Raw genomic sequence first — 16,504 nt, forward strand, 5'->3', positions numbered from 1 at the left:
TTCAGCGGATTAACGCTTGAGCCCGTAGCTCTCATCCAGCATGCCCGGCGAGTTGGGCGCTTTCGGTGCATAGTCGCGTGGCACTTCGGCGGTGTCTTTCGGCGGGGTCAGGCGGTCACGTGGGCCTTGCGGCGCTTCGGAGTGCAGTGCAGCCAGCAGGCGTTGGCGAGTGACTTCATCCAGGGCCAGGCTGTTGGCGCCTTCGGCCAGGTGATCCTGCACGTCCTGGTAGCTTTGGGTCAGTTTCTTGACCAGCACGGCGGTGCTGTTGAAGTGGGTGACCACTTCGTTCTGGTAGCTGTCGAAACGCTTCTGGATGTCATCCAGCTGACGCTGTGTGCTGCTGGGCGCGGCATTGGGCAGCAGGCGGGCCACGACGAAACCGACGACCACGCCAATGACCAGGGCCAGGGTTGGCAACAACCAAACAAGGAGCGAGAGTTCCACGAGTCCTTCCTCTATAAACGGCTTTGCTTTACGTTAACGGCTCAGACCTGCGCTGTATACCGCGAGCGATCGCAAATCAGAACAGAATTCCTCACCTAGACGAATCGACCCCTCCCGAGGTCACGGAGTAGTGCCTTGCTTGTCCGCGAAACCCCCTTGTTCATCGATGGCCCCAGCGGCCAGCTGGAAGCCTTGTACCTTGATGTGGCCGATGCCCGTGGCGCGGTGCTGATCTGCCACCCCAACCCGGTCCAGGGCGGCACCATGCTCAACAAGGTGGTCTCGACCCTGCAACGCACCGCCCGCGATGCCGGTTACGTCACCCTGCGTTTCAATTACCGTGGCGTTGGCCAAAGCGCCGGCAGCCATGACATGGGCGCAGGCGAAGTGGCCGATGCCGACGCTGCCGCAGCCTGGCTGCGGGCCAGACATCCTGAACTGCCGCTGGTGCTGATGGGCTTCTCGTTCGGCGGCTTCGTCGCCACCAGCCTGGCCGGCCGCCTGGAGGCTGCAGGCACCGAGTTGCAGCACCTGTTCATGATCGCCCCGGCAGTCATGCGCCTGACGGCGGAATTCCCGCTGCCACAGCGCTGCCCGATCACCGTGGTGCAACCGGATGCCGACGAAGTCGTTGCGCCGCAGCTGGTTTACGAATGGTCTGACAGCCTGTCGCGCCCCCATGAGCTGCTGAAAGTGGCAGAATGCGGACACTTCTTCCATGGCAAGCTGACCGATCTGAAGGATCTGCTGCTGCCGCGCCTTTCGAACTGAGCCAAGCCTGAATAAGCGAACACCCATGACCACGCGCATCCTTACCGGTATCACCACCACCGGCACACCGCACCTGGGCAACTACGCCGGCGCCATCCGCCCGGCGATCCGTGCCAGCCAGCAGCCCGGTGTCGACTCGTTCTACTTCCTGGCCGACTACCACGCCCTGATCAAGTGCGACGACCCGCTGCGCATCCAGCGTTCGCGCCTGGAAATCGCCGCGACCTGGCTGGCCGGTGGCCTGGACCCGGACAAAGTGACCTTCTACCGCCAGTCCGACATCCCGGAAATCCCCGAGCTGACCTGGCTGTTGACCTGCGTTGCTGCTAAAGGCCTGCTGAACCGTGCCCATGCCTACAAGGCCTCGGTGGACAAGAACGTCGAGGCCGGCGAAGACCCGGACGCTGGCGTGACCATGGGCCTGTTCAGCTACCCGGTGCTGATGGCTGCCGACATCCTGATGTTCAACGCCAACAAGGTGCCGGTCGGCCGCGACCAGATCCAGCACGTGGAAATGGCCCGTGACATCGGCCAGCGCTTCAACCACCTGTTCGGCCAGGGCAAGGACTTCTTCGCCCTGCCGGAGGCGGTGATCGAGGAAAGCGTGGCGACCCTGCCAGGCCTGGACGGGCGCAAGATGTCCAAGAGCTATGACAACACCATCCCGTTGTTCACCAGCGCCAAGGACATGAAAGACGCCATCTCGCGCATCGTCACCGACTCGCGCGCCCCAGGCGAAGCGAAAGACCCGGACAATTCGCACCTGTTCACCCTGTTCCAGGCCTTCTCGACGCCTGAACAATGTGCCGGGTTCCGCGAAGAGCTGTTGCAGGGCCTGGGCTGGGGTGATGCCAAGCAACGCCTGTTCCAGCTGCTGGACGGTCAGTTGGCCGAAAAGCGTGAGTACTACCACCAGTTGATCGCCCGGCCGGCGGAGCTGGAAGACATCCTGCTGGCCGGCGCCGCCAAGGCCCGCAAGATCGCCACGCCATTCCTCGAGCAACTGCGCGAGTCTGTAGGCCTGCGTTCGTTCCGCAGTGGCGTCCAGGTCAATACCGAAGTGAAGAAGAAAGCCGCCAAGAGCGCGCGTTTCGTCAGCTTCCGCGACGAAGACGGCAGCTTCCGCTTCCGCCTGCTGGCCGCTGATGGCGAGCAACTGCTGCTGTCGCGCAGCTTTGCCGATGGCAAGAGTGCCGGCGCCGTCAGCAAGCAGTTGCAGCAGGGTGGCGAGGCGGATGTGCGCGTCGACGGCCTGGGCTTCGGCCTGTGGCTGAACGGCGAGCAGGTGGCTGACGGGCCGCAGTTCGACAGCGCCGAAGCCCGTGATGCAGCTATTCAAAGCCTGCGTGATGCCCTGGCACCCCAGCAGGACTGAGGATGTTTATCTGTGGGAGCGGGCAAGCCCGCGAAGCAGGCACCGCGGTGCGTGGCACCGGCTTCGCCGGTGTTCGCGGGCGCGCCCGCTCCCACAGGATTCCACTCGGACTGAGGCATATTGACGCAAGTCTCATTGCCATTAAGCGGGCCTGTCGCTACAGTGACGGCCCGTTTTTTGTTGCCTCGCTAACGAATCATGACTCCCTTAGAACGCTATCAAGCAGATCTGAAACGTCCCGACTTCTTCCATGACGCGGCGCAGGAAACTGCGGTGCGTCACCTGCAGCGCCTGTACGACGACCTGGTGCACGCGCAGAACAACAAGCCGGGCGTGTTCGGCAAGCTGTTCGGCAAGAAGGAGCAGACCCCGGTCAAGGGCCTGTACTTCTGGGGTGGGGTAGGGCGAGGCAAGACCTACCTGGTCGATACCTTCTACGAAGCGCTGCCGTTCAAGCAGAAGATGCGTACGCACTTCCACCGCTTCATGAAGCGTGTGCACGAGGAAATGAAAACCCTCAAGGGCGAGAAGAACCCGCTGACCATCATTGCCAAGCGCTTCAGCGAAGAAGCCAAGGTAATCTGCTTCGACGAATTCTTCGTGTCGGACATTACCGATGCCATGATTCTCGGCACCTTGATGGAGGAGCTGTTCAAGAACGGCGTGTCGCTGGTGGCTACCTCCAACATCGTGCCGGACGGCCTGTACAAGGACGGCCTGCAACGTGCGCGCTTCCTGCCGGCCATCGCCATGATCAAGCAGTACACCGACGTGGTGAACGTCGACAGCGGCGTCGACTACCGCCTGCGTCACCTGGAGCAGGCCGAGCTGTTCCACTTCCCGCTCAACGATGCGGCGCATCAGAGCATGCGCGCCAGCTTCAAGGCGCTGACCCCTGAGTGCACCCAGGCGGTCGAGAATGACGTGCTGATGATCGAGAACCGCCCGATCAATGCGCTGCGTACTTGCGATGACGTTGCCTGGTTCGACTTCCGCGCCCTGTGCGACGGGCCGCGTAGCCAGAACGACTACATCGAGCTGGGCAAGATTTTCCATGCGGTGCTGCTGAGCAACGTGGAGCAGATGGGCGTGACCACCGACGACATCGCCCGCCGTTTCATCAACATGGTGGACGAGTTCTACGACCGTAACGTCAAGTTGATCATTTCGGCTGAGGTGGAGCTGAAGGATCTGTATACCGGTGGGCGTCTGAGCTTCGAGTTCCAGCGCACCCTGAGCCGGTTGCTGGAGATGCAGTCGCACGAATTCCTGTCGCGCGCACACAAGCCCTAAAGGCAGCGGCAAGCTACAAGCTTCAAGCGGCAAGAAAAAAGCCAGAGCAAACCGCATGTTGCTCTGGCTTTTTTCTTGCCGCTTGAAGCTTGTAGCTTGCCGCTCAGGAAGCCTTTCAGGCTTCCTGCATGAACTGTTGCCGATACTGGTTCGGCGACAACTCGGTGTGCTGACGGAACAGCCGCGCAAAGAAACTGGCATCGTCATAACCGACCTCATAGCTGATGGTCTTGATGCTCTTGCGCGTACTCGACAGCAACCCCTTGGCTGTTTCGATCCGTAGCCGTTGCAGGTAGTGCAGCGGCTTGTCGCCCGTCGCGCCCTGGAAGCGGCGCATGAAGTTGCGGATGCTCATGCCGTGGTTGCGGGCCACATCCTCGAAGCGGAACTTGTCGGCGAAGTGCTCTTCCAGCCAGTGCTGGATCTGCAGGATGATCAGGTCCTGGTGCAGCTTCTGCCCGCCAAAGCCCATACGCCCCGGGGTGTAGTTGCGCTGGACTTCGTAGAGGATGTCGCGGGCCACGGCGCGGGCCACGTTGGCGCCGCAGAAGCGTTCGATCAGGTAGATGTACAGGTCGCAGGCCGAGGTAGCGCCGCCCGCGCAATAGATATTGTCGGCGTCGGTCAGGTGCTTGTCCTGGTTCAGCCGGATCTTCGGAAAGCGCTCGGCAAAGCTGTTGAAGAAGCGCCAGTAGGTCGTCGCCTCCTTGCCATCGAGCAGGCCGGACTCGGCCAGCCAGAACACGCCACTGGCCTCGGCGCACAGCACCGCGCCGCGCGCATGCTGGTCACGCAGCCACGGTAGCACCTGTGGGTAGCGCTGCAGCAGGTTGTCGAAGTCGTCCCAATAGGCCGGGAGGATGATCACATCGGCATCGTCCAGGCCACCGTCGACCGGTAACTGCACATTGCTGAAACTGTCCACAGGCTGGCCGTCGGGGCTCACCAGGCGGATTTCGAACATGGGCTGCAGGCCCAGGCCCAGCTGCTTGCTGTAGCGCAGGCTGGCGAGGTGGAAGAAATCCTTGGCTTGCATCAAGGTCGAAGCGAACACCTTGTCAATGGCCAGGATGCTGACGCGCCGCAGCGACGCGGAGGGTTGGGTAAACATCATTGTCATTGTTCTTATAGGGTAGAGTGGTCAATCACCGGCTGGATCGTCTTATGTTTTTTGCCCAGCTGCAAGCTTCGAGCTACAAGCTGCAAGAAAAAAGCAGGTCGGTACTCGCCCGCTCTGTCTTGCAACTTGAAGCTTGCCGCTTGTGGCTTTGATCAAGGGGCAGGGTTGGGCTGCTCCTGGTGAATCGCCTCGATCCCTACCAGCAGCTCGTCGCTCAGGCTCAGCTCAATGCTGGCCAGGTTGCTCTCCAGTTGCTCGAGGCTGGTCGCGCCAATGATGTTGCTGGTCACGAAAGGCTGCCGGGTCACGAATGCCAGGGCCATCTGCGCCGGGTCCAGGCCATGCTCGCGGGCCAGTTGCACGTAGCGGCTGCAGGCCGCCACGGTCTGCGGGTTGGAGTAGCGGGCAAAGCGGCTGAAGAGGGTCAGGCGGGCATTTTCCGGCCGTGCACCGTTCTCGTACTTGCCCGAGAGCATGCCGAACGCCAGCGGCGAGTAGGCCAGCAGGCCGCACTGCTCACGGATGGCCACTTCCGCCAGGCCTACCTCGAAACTGCGGTTGAGCAGGTTGTAGGGGTTCTGGATCGATACCGCCCGCGGCCAGCCACGGCTCTCGGCCAGTTGCAGAAACTTCATGGTGCCCCACGGCGTTTCGTTGGACAGGCCGACGTGACGGATCTTGCCCGCACGCACCTGTTCGTCGAGTACTTCGAGGGTTTCTTCCAGCGGGGTGAAGTGGTCCTGTGGCAGGTGCTGGTAGCCCAGCTTGCCGAAGAAGTTGGTGCTGCGCTCCGGCCAGTGCAACTGGTACAAGTCGATGCGGTCGGTCTGCAGGCGCTTCAGGCTCTCGTCCAGTGCCGCGACGATGTGCTGACGGTTGTGTTTGAGCTGGCCGTCGCGAATGTGGCTGATGCCGTTGCCGGGGCCTGCGACCTTGCTGGCCAGTACCCAGTCGTCACGGTCGCCATGTTCACGGAACCAGTTGCCGATGATGCGCTCGGTGGCCGCGTAGGTTTCGGGGCGGGGCGGTACCGGGTACATCTCGGCGGTGTCGATGAAGTTGATCCCGGCGGCCTTGGCCCGGGCGATCTGTTCGAAGGCTTCGGCCTGAACGTTCTGTTCGCCCCAGGTCATGGTGCCCAGGCACAGGGCGCTGACGTTGAGGTCGGTACGGCCGAGCTGGCGGTATTCCATCAGGTAGACACTCCTTGGCAAAGAAGCCCATCAAAGCAGGTTGAAATTTTTCGCGCAATCTGGATAATTCGGCCCCTCTCCGTGTGGCGGAAGTGATGCACCACCACGCAGGAAGAACCCCGTCGAACATTGGCGTGCCCGACCCGAGCCCCCAAAAGCGTCAGCGTTCGGCTGCGCGTTTGCCCTTGGCAAGCTGTGCACTATCCAGTAAGATTCGCCGTCTATTTTTCGCTGGGCGGCCTCTGAGGCTTTAGAGAATGAAAACTTTTACTGCTAAACCGGAAACAGTAAAGCGCGAGTGGTTCGTAGTTGACGCCGCTGGCCAGACCCTGGGTCGTCTGGCTACCGAAATCGCTACCCGTCTGCGTGGCAAACACAAACCAGAATACACCCCTCACGTTGACACCGGTGACTACATCGTCGTTATCAACGCCGAGCAGGTTCGTGTGACTGGTGCCAAGTCTTCCGACAAAATGTACTACTCCCACTCCGGCTTCCCGGGCGGTATCAAGGAAATCAACTTCGAGAAGTTGATCGCCAAGGCCCCTGAGCGTGTTATCGAAACCGCGGTCAAAGGCATGCTGCCTAAGAATCCGCTGGGTCGCGACATGTACCGCAAGCTGAAAGTGTACGCGGGTGCTGCTCACCCACACACTGCTCAGCAGCCTCAAGAACTGAAGATCTAACGGGAAGGTTCATTATGTCGGCGACTCAAAACTACGGCACTGGCCGTCGCAAGACCGCAACCGCTCGCGTATTCCTGCGTCCGGGTACTGGTAACATTTCCATCAACAACCGTTCTCTGGACGTGTTCTTCGGTCGCGAAACCGCTCGCATGGTTGTTCGCCAGCCACTCGAGCTGACCGAAACCGTTGAGAAGTTCGACATCTACGTCACCGTTTCCGGTGGTGGTGTCAGCGGTCAGGCCGGTGCGATCCGTCACGGTATCACCCGCGCCCTGATGGAATACGACGAAACCCTGCGTGGCGCTCTGCGTCGTGCTGGCTACGTCACCCGCGATGCTCGTGAAGTCGAGCGTAAGAAAGTGGGTCTGCGTAAAGCGCGTAAGCGTCCTCAGTACTCCAAGCGTTAATACCGCTTCGGCAGTCGAGAAAAGCCCGGTTCCTTGGAACCGGGCTTTTTTTTTGGCTTGAACTAACCTGTCAGCATGTCAGTGGCCACTTGTCGCATAGACGCAGATCAAGCAAAGCGCGGGTTGTCGCCCCTTGCCGGGGTAATCACCTTGTCAGTGTGTGGATTTGTTTCTTACCATGGCGGCCAATTTTTAGTGCCATTGACACAACCTAAGTACAAGCCTGGTTCAACAGGCCAAGCAAGCTGATGGGAGAGGACTGAATGAGCAATGACGGCGTCAACGCAGGCCGGCGCCGCTTCCTCGTAGCCGCGACATCCGTGGTCGGGGCAGCGGGAGCAGTGGGGGCTGCGGTACCGTTCGTGGGGTCATGGTTTCCCAGTGCCAAGGCGAAAGCCGCGGGTGCACCGGTGAAGGTCAATATCGCCAAGGTCGAGGCCGGGCAGCAGATGGTGGCCGAGTGGCGTGGCCAGCCGGTGTTCATTGTGCGGCGAACGGAGGAAATCCTCGGTAACCTGAAAAAAATCACCGGCGACCTGTCTGATCCAGAGTCCAAGGCCTCGGTGCAGCCGGCTTACGTCGACCCTGAGGTTCGCTCGATCAAGCCGGAAATCCTCATTCTCGTCGGCCTGTGCACGCACCTGGGGTGTTCGCCCACCTTCCGCCCGGAAGTGGCGCCTGCCGATCTCGGTCCAAAGTGGGTGGGTGGCTACTTCTGCCCGTGCCACGGCTCCCACTACGACCTTGCTGGTCGCGTCTACAAGTCGCAGCCGGCACCTCTCAACCTGCCAGTGCCACCGCACTCTTACGAGTCGGACGAGATCATCGTCATCGGCGTCGACCAGGAGAACGCATGATGAGCAAGTTCATGGACTGGATTGATGCTCGCTTCCCCGCCACCAAGATGTGGGAAGACCACCTTAGCAAGTATTACGCGCCCAAGAACTTCAACTTCCTGTACTTCTTCGGCTCCCTGGCGCTGCTGGTGCTGGTCAACCAGATCGTCACCGGCGTATGGCTGACCATGAGCTTTACGCCCTCGGCGGAAGAGGCATTCGCCTCGGTCGAGTACATCATGCGTGACGTGGAATACGGCTGGATCCTGCGCTATTTGCACTCCACCGGTGCGTCGGCGTTCTTTATCGTGGTCTACCTGCACATGTTCCGTGGCCTGCTGTACGGCTCCTACCAGAAGCCGCGCGAACTGGTCTGGCTGTTCGGCATGCTGATCTACCTGGCGCTGATGGCTGAAGCCTTCATGGGCTATCTGCTGCCGTGGGGGCAGATGTCGTACTGGGGGGCCCAGGTGATCATCTCGCTGTTTGGCGCCATTCCGGTGATTGGCGACGACCTCACTCAGTGGATCCGCGGCGACTACCTGATCTCGGGTATCACCCTGAACCGCTTCTTCGCCTTGCATGTGGTCGCACTGCCCATCGTCATCCTCGGCCTGGTGGTGCTGCACATCCTTGCCCTGCACGAAGTGGGTTCGAACAACCCCGATGGCGTCGACATCAAGAAGAAAAAGGACGAAAACGGCATTCCGCTGGACGGCATTCCGTTCCACCCGTACTACACCGTCAAGGACATCGTCGGCGTGGTGGTGTTCCTGTTCGTGTTCTGCGCGGTGGTGTTCTTCTTCCCTGAAATGGGTGGCTACTTCCTGGAGAAACCGAACTTCGAGCAGGCCAACGCCTTCAAGACGCCTGAGCACATTGCGCCTGTGTGGTACTTCACACCGTTCTACGCCATTTTGCGTGCGGTGCCTGACAAGCTGATGGGCGTCATCGCCATGGGTGCGGCCATCGCCGTGCTGTTCGTACTGCCCTGGCTCGACCGAAGCCCGGTGCGTTCCATGCGTTACAAGGGCTGGATCAGCAAGGTCTTCCTGCTGGTGTTCTGCGTGGCCTTCGTCATTCTCGGCGTGCTGGGCGTACTGGCGCCGACACCTGGGCGCACCTTGCTGTCGCAGGTATGCACGGTGTTGTACTTCGCCTACTTCCTGCTGATGCCGTTCTACACAAGGCTCGAGAAGACCAAACCGGTTCCGGAAAGGGTGACTGGCTGATGAAAAAGTTGATTGCAGTATTTTTGCTGGCAGTGATGCCTGCCTTTTCCTTCGCTGCTGAACACGGCCTGGAGCTGGACAAGGTCGATATCGACCTGACCGACAAGGCCGCCATGCAGGATGGTGCGCGCACCTTTGCCAACTATTGCATGGGTTGCCACAGTGCCAAGTTCCAGCGTTACGAGCGTGTGGCCGATGACCTCGGCATCCCTCACGAACTGATGCTGGAGAAGCTGGTGTTCACCGGTGCCAAGATTGGCGACCACATGCAGATTGGCATGAAGCCCAGTGACGCCAAGACCTGGTTTGGCGCCGCGCCGCCAGACCTGACGCTGGTGGCTCGGGTGCGCGGTACCGACTGGCTGTACACCTACCTGCGTAGCTTCTATGAGGACCCGTCGCGGCCTTACGGGGTGAACAACAAGGTGTTCCCGAACGTCGGCATGCCCAACGTGCTGGTCGGCCTGCAAGGCAATCAGGTGGTCGGTTGCAAGCAGGTGCAGACCGTGACCGATGGCAAGAAGCAGTTCGACCCATTGACCGGTAGCCCGATCACCCATGAAGCCTGCGACCAGCTGACCATTACGCCGAAATCCGGTACCCTGACGACCGAGCAGTTCGACGAGAAGGTCAAGAACCTGGTGACCTTCCTGGCCTATTCGGCCAACCCGGTCAAACTGGAAAGCCAGCGCATCGGTACCTATGTGTTGCTGTACCTGGCTTTCTTCTTCGTATTCGCCTACTTGCTCAAGCGTGAATACTGGAAGGACGTGCACTGATCACGCAGTAGTTTCTGGTTGTTGAACGCGCCCGGGGCGCCCCAGCAGAAATGCCGGGGGCGCCCCGGGCGCGTTTTCATTTAAAGTTGCACAAGCATCCCGTGCGAGGAGCCGCTACATGGGCGCAACCAACAGGTTAGCCTGCTATTCCGATCCCGCTGATCACTATTGTCATCGGGTACGCCTGGTGTTGGCCGAGAAGGGCGTTGCCGTACAGGTCATCGATGTCGACCTCGCCCGCCTGCCGCCCAAGCTGGCCGAGGTGAACCCTTACGGCAGTGTGCCGACCCTGGTCGACCGTGACCTGGCGTTGTATGAGTCGACCGTGGTGATGGAATACCTGGAGGAGCGTTACCCGCACCCGCCGCTGATGCCGGTATACCCGGTTGCGCGTGGCAACAGCCGTTTGCTGATGCACCGCATTCAGCGCGACTGGTGTGCCCTGGCCGATACCGTGCTCGATTCACGCAGCAGCGAGGCTGCCAGAACCGAAGCGCGCAAGGCCTTGCGCGAAAGCCTGACCGGCGTTTCGCCGCTGTTCAATGAATTCGCCTGTTTCATGAGCGATGAGCAAAGCCTGGTCGATTGCTGTCTACTGCCCATACTCTGGCGTTTGCCGGTGTTGGGTATCGAGTTGCCGCGGCAAGCCAAGCCGCTGCTGGATTACATGGAACGTCAGTTCGCCCGCGAGCCTTTCCAGGCGAGCCTGTCCTCCGTAGAACGTGAAATGCGCAAGCTTTAAGGAGCCGTTGATGAACTCCAGTCGCCCCTATCTGGTTCGAGCACTGTACGAGTGGATCGTCGACAACGATTGCACGCCCCATATGCTGGTCAATGCCGAATTCCCGAAAGTTCAGGTGCCGGATGGTTTCGCCAGTGATGGCCAGATTGTCCTGAATATCTCCCCAAGCGCTGTGCGCCACCTGCACATGGACAATGAAGCGGTCAGCTTCGAGGGTCGTTTCAGTGGAGTGGCCCACTCGCTGTTCGTACCCGTTGGCGCCATTCTAGGCATCTATGCCCGCGAAAATGGCCAGGGCATGGTCTTCGAGCTGGAGTCGCCAATGGATGGCGACGAGCCGGAAGACGATGACGTGCAGCCGGATGACGACGGGCCGCCAGAGGGTGGTGGGCAGCCGCCACGCCCAAGTGGCCGACCGAGCCTGAAAGTGGTCAAGTAACAAAAAAGGCGATCCAACCGGATCGCCTTTTTTGTGCCTGCCACACCACTTTCAGCGCCTGTGAGATCGAGCGCCGCCCGCGCGGCGCATCGCGAGCTGGGCACGGCATTGTCAGTCAGCATCTGGGTCTTGATCTTGGTGGTCAGCCAGGCGTCGTTGTTGCGTGCCAGGATGGAGGAGGGCTGCATCACCTGCAGTTCGTTGTGCACTTTCTTGACCCGCTGCACCTGGCCGGCGGTTTGCTCGGCAAGGCTCTTGAGGTCGGCGCGCGGGGTTTGCCCGGCCAGCAGGACGATGCCGTTGTAGCTGCTGACAACGATGTGCGAGCCTTTGTCCAGGTCAGGGCTGGCTTTGGAAATGTTCACGGCGGCCTTGGTCTCGATCAGCGAGTCGTCGATCTTGCTGCCGATGGTGCGCGTGCCGCGATCGTCCTCGATCGGCGAATTGCGTGTAGAGGTAAGTACCGAGCTGCAACCGGTGACGCTCAGGCACAGGGTCAGGGCCATCAGGCCGAGGCGCATTGGGGTCATTCTTCACTCCCGAACAGTTGGCTGTCGATCAGGTCGCACAGGCAGTGGATCGCCAGCAGGTGGACTTCCTGGATACGCGCGGTAACGGTGGAAGGTACGCGGATTTCCACGTCCTCGGGCAGCAGCAGCGAAGCCATGCCGCCGCCGTCGCGGCCAGTCAATGCTACGACAATCATTTCGCGGTCATGTGCGGCCTGGATCGCCTGGATCACGTTGGCCGAGTTGCCGCTGGTGGAAATCGCCAGCAGAACGTCGCCGGGTTGGCCCAGGGCGCGGATCTGCTTGGAAAAGACTTCGTTGTAGCTGTAATCGTTGGCGATCGAGGTCAGGGTCGAGCTGTCGGTAGTCAGCGCGATGGCAGGCAGGCTCGGGCGTTCACGTTCGAAGCGGTTGAGCAGCTCGGAGGAAAAATGCTGGGCATCGCCAGCCGATCCGCCGTTGCCGCAGGCGAGCATCTTGCCCTCGTTGAGCAGCGCATTGACCATGACCAGGCTGGCCTGCTCGATGTGCGGTGCCAGGATGTCCATTGCCTGTTGCTTGGTATCGATGCTGGCCTGAAACAGCCGGCGGATTCGGGATTGCATGTCCATCTGGTGACCTTAAGTAGGGCGGTGGCCTTTGCTACGCGCAACAACGACCGGCCCGCGATACATAGAGCAAAAAAAACGAAGTGGGTTCAGCATTCGAAGGCGTTTTTCAGCCATTGAAGCGGTCTGCCTGCATGGTGGCTGCCCTGCAGGGCGACTACGTCGAAGCGGCAGGGGTGGTTGCCCCAATGGGGCTCCTTCTGCAGGAACAGGGTGGCGGCAAGCACCAGCCGTTTCTGCTTGCGCCCGTCGATACTGTCGAGGGCGCCTCCGAAGCCCGCGTGCAACCGGTAGCGGACTTCGACGAATACTACTGTATCGGCGTCAAGCATGACCAGATCAAGCTCACCGCCTTTGCATCGCCAGTTGCGCGCCAGCAGCTGCAGACCTTGCCCCTGAAGGTACTCAAGGGCCTGGTTTTCTGCCGCTTGCCCGGCGCGGGTTGGTGATGCTGCGGCCATCAACGCGCGGTGTCAGGCAGGCGCTTGATCTGGCCGCCGGCAAATTCTGCCCATGGCAACTGGCGCTCGACGCGTTGGTTGGCGTTGATGCTCAGGCTGCCCGAAAGGCCCATGACGCGGTTGTCTGGCAGTGCTTTCAGCTGGCCCAGGCGCGGCGCCAGGCTGTAGGCATCGACGCCCATGGCATACAGGCGGCCCAGGCTGCCAGCGGCTTGCGGCCACTGTTGCACGACTTGCTGGCGCAGGCTGTTGCTGGAGTCGAGCAACCACGGCGTTTCGCAGAAGCGAATGCCGTTCATATCATTGTACTGGTTGACGTCGCCGCTGGCGCTGTACAGGTTCGAGGTCGCGTAGACAGGCACGTCACCGGCGTACTGGAAGTTCAGGGTCGGCTTGATCTGCTGTGCCTGCTGTGGGGTCGAGGCGAGGAAGATGAAGTCGATGTCCTGACGGCGCGACGGTTGCGCTGCGATGTTACCGCCTACCGTGCTTTGCAGGCTCTTGGCGCGGCCTTCGCTCTGGCGCAGCTGGAACAGGTCGGCAATTTGCTGGGCCAGGGCGACGGGTTGGGCGATGCGCTCGGCGGCGAGCAGGGTGCCGCCATTACCCTCCCAGTCCTGGCGGAAGGCGGCCAGTACGCGGTCGCCCCATTCGCCGCTCGGCACCAGGGCGACGGCGCGAACCATGCCGTCTGCGCGTGCGCGGCGGGCAACTTCGCGGGCCTCGTCTTCGGCAGCCAGGCCGAACTGGAACAGCTGCGGCGGCGCCTTCTGACCGGCGTCGGCGTAGTTCAGCGCCAGGGTGGTAATGGGCAGCTGAGGTTTGGCGGCCAGTTGCTTCACCAGCGGTTTTTCCAGCGGACCGATGACCAGTTGCACGCCAGCGGCCTGGGCCTGGCGATAGAAATCATCGAGCGAACCGATACGCGAGCTGTCGAACACCTGCACTGCAGGCGCTGGCTGGCCGGCCTGCTGGGCCTGGAAGTGGGCGGCCATGAAGCCGTCACGCAACGCGCGGGCAACACCGGCCAGCGGGCCTTCCTGCGGCAGCAGCAGGGCAATTTTGGTCAGCGGCTGGCTGGCCAGTTCCTTGAGCTTGGTCAGTGCCTGCGGCAGTTGCAGGGCTGCCGGGTGGTCCGGGTGCTGTTTGACCCAGGCTTCGATAGCCGCTTGCTGCTGCTCCAGGGTGCCGGCGCTTTTCACGGCGAAGGCCAGGCTGGTCCAGCCGCTCAGCGTCTGGTCGTTGGCTGGCTGCTGCAGTTGCTCTGCCGGCAGCGAGGCGACCAGTGCCCAGATGGCATCGTTGTTGGCGCTGGCGGCCTGGCCGCTGAGCAGCGGGGCCAGCAGTACACGCTGTTGCGCAGCAGCCAGGGCCTGGCCGTCGGCTTCGAGGGCGGCGGCGTGTACGCTGTAGGTGCGTGCTTGCTGCTCTGCCGGAAGCTCGGCGACGCGCTGCAGGCTAGGGTGAGCCAGTGCAGTCAGGGCGGCCTTGGGTTGGTTGCGGCTCATGGCCAGTTCGGCAGCGAGGGTGCTGGCGAACACTTGCTGGGCCGGCTTGAGCGTGTCCAGCGGGACTTGCTCGAGAATGCGTGCGGCGCGTGGGAAGTCCTTCTGCTTGTAGGCCAGGTCGGCTGCGCTCAGGCGCAGCAGGGCGGCGTCTTGCGCAGACTTGCTGGAAGCAGCCTTTTCGAGCAGTTGCTCGATGCTGGCATCCGGGGTGCGTGGCAGTTCGCCCAGGCTGGATGAGGGCGAGCTGGCGCAGGCCGCCAGCAGGGCAGCGAGGCAGAGGGCTGTGAGCAGCCGCAGGCATGCGATCATGTAAAGGTCCTGTTACTCGATCAAGTTGGCCGGCAATTGTACCCAAGCACTGGCCGGGGCGCGATGTCGCCGTATAGATCCTTCACTATAGGTGGCTTGCCGCCGGTCGCTGGTGAAGTTCTTTGCGCCCTGTTGCAGGCGCTCGGGCTACAATGGCGCCTTTGATCCGAATGACAGGTGTGCGCAGTGACTGATGTGGCAGGGGCTTCGAAATCCACGGTGGGGACGCTGTATGTGGTGGCAACCCCTATCGGCAACCTCGATGACATGAGCGCCCGGGCGTTGAAGGTGCTGGCGGACGTGGCGCTGATCGCCGCCGAGGACACCCGCCATTCGGTCCGGTTGCTGCAGCACTTTGGCATCGACACGCCGCTGGCTGCCTGTCATGAGCACAACGAGCGTGACGAAGGCGGGCGTTTCCTCACCAAGCTGCTGGCTGGCGAGAGCGTGGCATTGGTCTCTGATGCCGGCACGCCGCTGATTTCCGACCCGGGCTACCACTTGGTGCGCCAGGCGCGGGCCGCTGGGGTGAATGTGGTGCCGGTGCCAGGTGCCTGTGCGCTGATCGCTGCGCTGTCGGCGGCCGGCTTGCCGTCGGATCGCTTCATCTTCGAAGGTTTCCTGCCAGCCAAGCAGGCCGGGCGCCGGGCACGCCTGGAGCAGGTAAAGGAAGAGCCGCGCACGCTGATCTTCTATGAAGCCCCGCACCGAATCCTGGAGTGCCTTGAAGACATGGAGGCGGTTTTTGGTGGCGACCGCCCGGCCTTGCTAGCGCGCGAACTGACCAAGACGTTCGAGACCCTCAAGGGCCTGCCGCTGGCTGAATTGCGTGCCTTTGTGGCCGGCGACAGCAACCAGCAGCGCGGTGAGTGCGTGGTACTGGTGGGTGGCTGGAGTGCGCCGGAGGGCGAGCAGGCCATCAGTGCCGAGGCCCAGCGGGTGCTCGACCTGTTGTTAGCCGAGTTGCCGCTGAAGCGGGCGGCTGCACTTGCGGCTGAAATTACCGGGGTGCGCAAGAACCTGTTGTATCAACTTGCCCTTGAAAAGCAGAAAGCCGAATAGTGGCAAATTGATATAAATGCCGGTATTGCTTGTTCTCAAGCGCGCGTGCCGGTAACCTTGTCGGCGGAGAGTCGATCGGACAGTCGCTGCCTGTTTTTGTTCCGCAACTTTTTGTTGTGTGAGCAGCAGGGGGAGGAAAGTCCGGGCTCCATAGGGCAGAGTGCCAGGTAACGCCTGGGAGGCGTGAGCCTACGGAAAGTGCCACAGAAAATAACCGCCTAAGCACTTCGGTGCCGGTAAGGGTGAAAAGGTGCGGTAAGAGCGCACCGCACGGCTGGCAACAGTGCGTGGCTAGGTAAACCCCACTCGGAGCAAGACCAAATAGGGTTCCATCAGGCGTGGCCCGCGTCGGAACCGGGTAGGTTGCTAGAGGCGTCCAGTGATGGCCGTCGTAGAGGAATGACTGTCCTCGACAAAACCCGGCTTACAGATCGACTCTCCACCTTTCCTTCTCTGCTTCATTCGATAGCAGATCCTCTCTGGTAATACCGAAAAAATCTTACTCTTGATAAATCACTTTAACTTCGAACTCCATTCGCTTGCGTGGGTTTGATTTTTCTCGTCTTTTTTTCTACTTGGTAGTGCTTCCACCTTCTCTTAACGCGCTAAATCTCGGTCCTGTAAGGCTTTTCCTTATGAACGTGCCTTGACGGTGCTGCGGGCGGATTCCTATAGTGTGCGCAAGTGGCAGAAAGTGGGATGAAGTGGGTTTTCTGGCACAAAAAAG

At 61.1% G+C, this 16,504-nt stretch carries 17 protein-coding genes, 1 other RNA gene and 1 pseudogene; 12 read left to right on the forward strand and 7 right to left on the reverse strand.

Annotation, left to right across the window (positions count from 1 at the left end; translation table 11 throughout):
- Positions 1–9: 9 nt before the first annotated feature.
- Entirely contained in the window at positions 10–447 is a 438-nt protein-coding gene (locus APH36_RS18645) for a YhcB family protein (RefSeq protein ID WP_016713539.1), read from the reverse strand.
- A 135-nt stretch (positions 448–582) separates the two neighbouring features.
- On the opposite strand from APH36_RS18645, the gene APH36_RS18650 reads away from it, so the two are divergent.
- From APH36_RS18650 to zapE, 3 genes are all read left to right on the forward strand, one after another.
- On the forward strand, positions 583–1,218 hold the full coding sequence (locus APH36_RS18650) for an alpha/beta hydrolase (RefSeq protein WP_060499784.1): 636 nt from the start codon (positions 583–585) through the stop codon (positions 1,216–1,218).
- A gap of 25 nt (positions 1,219–1,243) precedes the next feature.
- Positions 1,244–2,593, forward strand: a complete 1,350-nt coding sequence (locus APH36_RS18655; RefSeq protein WP_060499785.1) for a tryptophan--tRNA ligase — start codon at positions 1,244–1,246, stop codon at positions 2,591–2,593.
- Positions 2,594–2,791: 198 nt separating this feature from the next.
- Positions 2,792–3,886, forward strand: a complete 1,095-nt coding sequence (zapE, locus tag APH36_RS18660) for a cell division protein ZapE (RefSeq protein WP_060499786.1) — start codon at positions 2,792–2,794, stop codon at positions 3,884–3,886.
- A 115-nt stretch (positions 3,887–4,001) separates the two neighbouring features.
- Here the strand turns inward: zapE and APH36_RS18665 are convergent, their stop codons facing one another.
- Both APH36_RS18665 and APH36_RS18670 read right to left on the reverse strand, forming a co-directional pair.
- Entirely contained in the window at positions 4,002–4,922 is a 921-nt protein-coding gene (locus tag APH36_RS18665) for a GlxA family transcriptional regulator (protein ID WP_174442268.1), read from the reverse strand.
- A 236-nt stretch (positions 4,923–5,158) separates the two neighbouring features.
- The gene (locus APH36_RS18670) at positions 5,159–6,199 is read right to left on the reverse strand and encodes an NADP(H)-dependent aldo-keto reductase (RefSeq protein WP_060499787.1); all 1,041 of its coding nucleotides are present in this window, start codon (positions 6,197–6,199) and stop codon (positions 5,159–5,161) included.
- A gap of 257 nt (positions 6,200–6,456) precedes the next feature.
- On the opposite strand from APH36_RS18670, the gene rplM reads away from it, so the two are divergent.
- From rplM to APH36_RS30950, 7 genes are all read left to right on the forward strand, one after another.
- Positions 6,457–6,885 (forward strand): 50S ribosomal protein L13, encoded by a 429-nt coding sequence (gene rplM, locus APH36_RS18675; protein WP_003251819.1) that lies wholly within the window; start codon positions 6,457–6,459, stop codon positions 6,883–6,885.
- 14 nt (positions 6,886–6,899) lie between these two features.
- Positions 6,900–7,292, forward strand: a complete 393-nt coding sequence (gene rpsI, locus APH36_RS18680) for a 30S ribosomal protein S9 (RefSeq protein WP_003260797.1) — start codon at positions 6,900–6,902, stop codon at positions 7,290–7,292.
- A 263-nt stretch (positions 7,293–7,555) separates the two neighbouring features.
- Positions 7,556–8,149, forward strand: coding sequence for a ubiquinol-cytochrome c reductase iron-sulfur subunit (petA, locus tag APH36_RS18685; RefSeq protein WP_003251823.1), 594 nt, complete (start codon positions 7,556–7,558; stop codon positions 8,147–8,149).
- Positions 8,149–9,360, forward strand: a complete 1,212-nt coding sequence (locus APH36_RS18690; protein ID WP_003251825.1) for a cytochrome bc complex cytochrome b subunit — start codon at positions 8,149–8,151, stop codon at positions 9,358–9,360. Before petA ends, APH36_RS18690 begins: the two co-directional genes overlap by 1 nt.
- Positions 9,360–10,139, forward strand: a complete 780-nt coding sequence (locus APH36_RS18695; protein WP_060499788.1) for a cytochrome c1 — start codon at positions 9,360–9,362, stop codon at positions 10,137–10,139. The genes APH36_RS18690 and APH36_RS18695 overlap by 1 nt, the downstream gene beginning before the upstream one ends.
- Before the next feature lie 118 nt (positions 10,140–10,257).
- Positions 10,258–10,881, forward strand: a complete 624-nt coding sequence (locus tag APH36_RS18700; RefSeq protein ID WP_060499789.1) for a glutathione S-transferase N-terminal domain-containing protein — start codon at positions 10,258–10,260, stop codon at positions 10,879–10,881.
- Between the two features lie 10 nt (positions 10,882–10,891).
- Positions 10,892–11,320 (forward strand): ClpXP protease specificity-enhancing factor, encoded by a 429-nt coding sequence (locus APH36_RS30950; RefSeq protein WP_082426418.1) that lies wholly within the window; start codon positions 10,892–10,894, stop codon positions 11,318–11,320.
- Between the two features lie 89 nt (positions 11,321–11,409).
- On the opposite strand, the pseudogene APH36_RS18705 reads toward APH36_RS30950, so the two are convergent.
- From APH36_RS18705 to APH36_RS18720, 4 genes and pseudogenes are all read right to left on the reverse strand, one after another.
- Positions 11,410–11,850, reverse strand: a pseudogene (locus APH36_RS18705) (BON domain-containing protein); the annotation flags it as partial.
- The gene (locus APH36_RS18710) at positions 11,847–12,440 is read right to left on the reverse strand and encodes a phosphoheptose isomerase (RefSeq protein WP_012274070.1); all 594 of its coding nucleotides are present in this window, start codon (positions 12,438–12,440) and stop codon (positions 11,847–11,849) included. The gene APH36_RS18710 and the pseudogene APH36_RS18705, both read right to left, overlap by 4 nt.
- A gap of 86 nt (positions 12,441–12,526) precedes the next feature.
- Entirely contained in the window at positions 12,527–12,898 is a 372-nt protein-coding gene (locus APH36_RS30955; protein WP_019098045.1) for a YraN family protein, read from the reverse strand.
- Positions 12,898–14,715, reverse strand: a complete 1,818-nt coding sequence (locus APH36_RS18720; RefSeq protein WP_060499791.1) for a penicillin-binding protein activator — start codon at positions 14,713–14,715, stop codon at positions 12,898–12,900. The genes APH36_RS30955 and APH36_RS18720 overlap by 1 nt, the downstream gene beginning before the upstream one ends.
- A 186-nt stretch (positions 14,716–14,901) precedes the next feature.
- Between APH36_RS18720 and rsmI the strand changes: the two genes are divergently transcribed.
- Both rsmI and rnpB read left to right on the forward strand, forming a co-directional pair.
- Positions 14,902–15,777 carry a 16S rRNA (cytidine(1402)-2'-O)-methyltransferase gene (gene rsmI / locus APH36_RS18725; protein ID WP_060499792.1) on the forward strand — a complete coding sequence of 292 codons (876 nt, stop codon included), beginning with the start codon at positions 14,902–14,904 and terminating at the stop codon, positions 15,775–15,777.
- 67 nt (positions 15,778–15,844) lie between these two features.
- Positions 15,845–16,220, forward strand: an RNA gene (rnpB, locus tag APH36_RS18730) — RNase P RNA component class A.
- The last annotated feature ends 284 nt before the right edge of the window (positions 16,221–16,504 follow it).

This window comes from Pseudomonas sp. NBRC 111133 (genome assembly GCF_001320605.1).
Lineage (GTDB): Bacteria > Pseudomonadota > Gammaproteobacteria > Pseudomonadales > Pseudomonadaceae > Aquipseudomonas > Aquipseudomonas monteilii.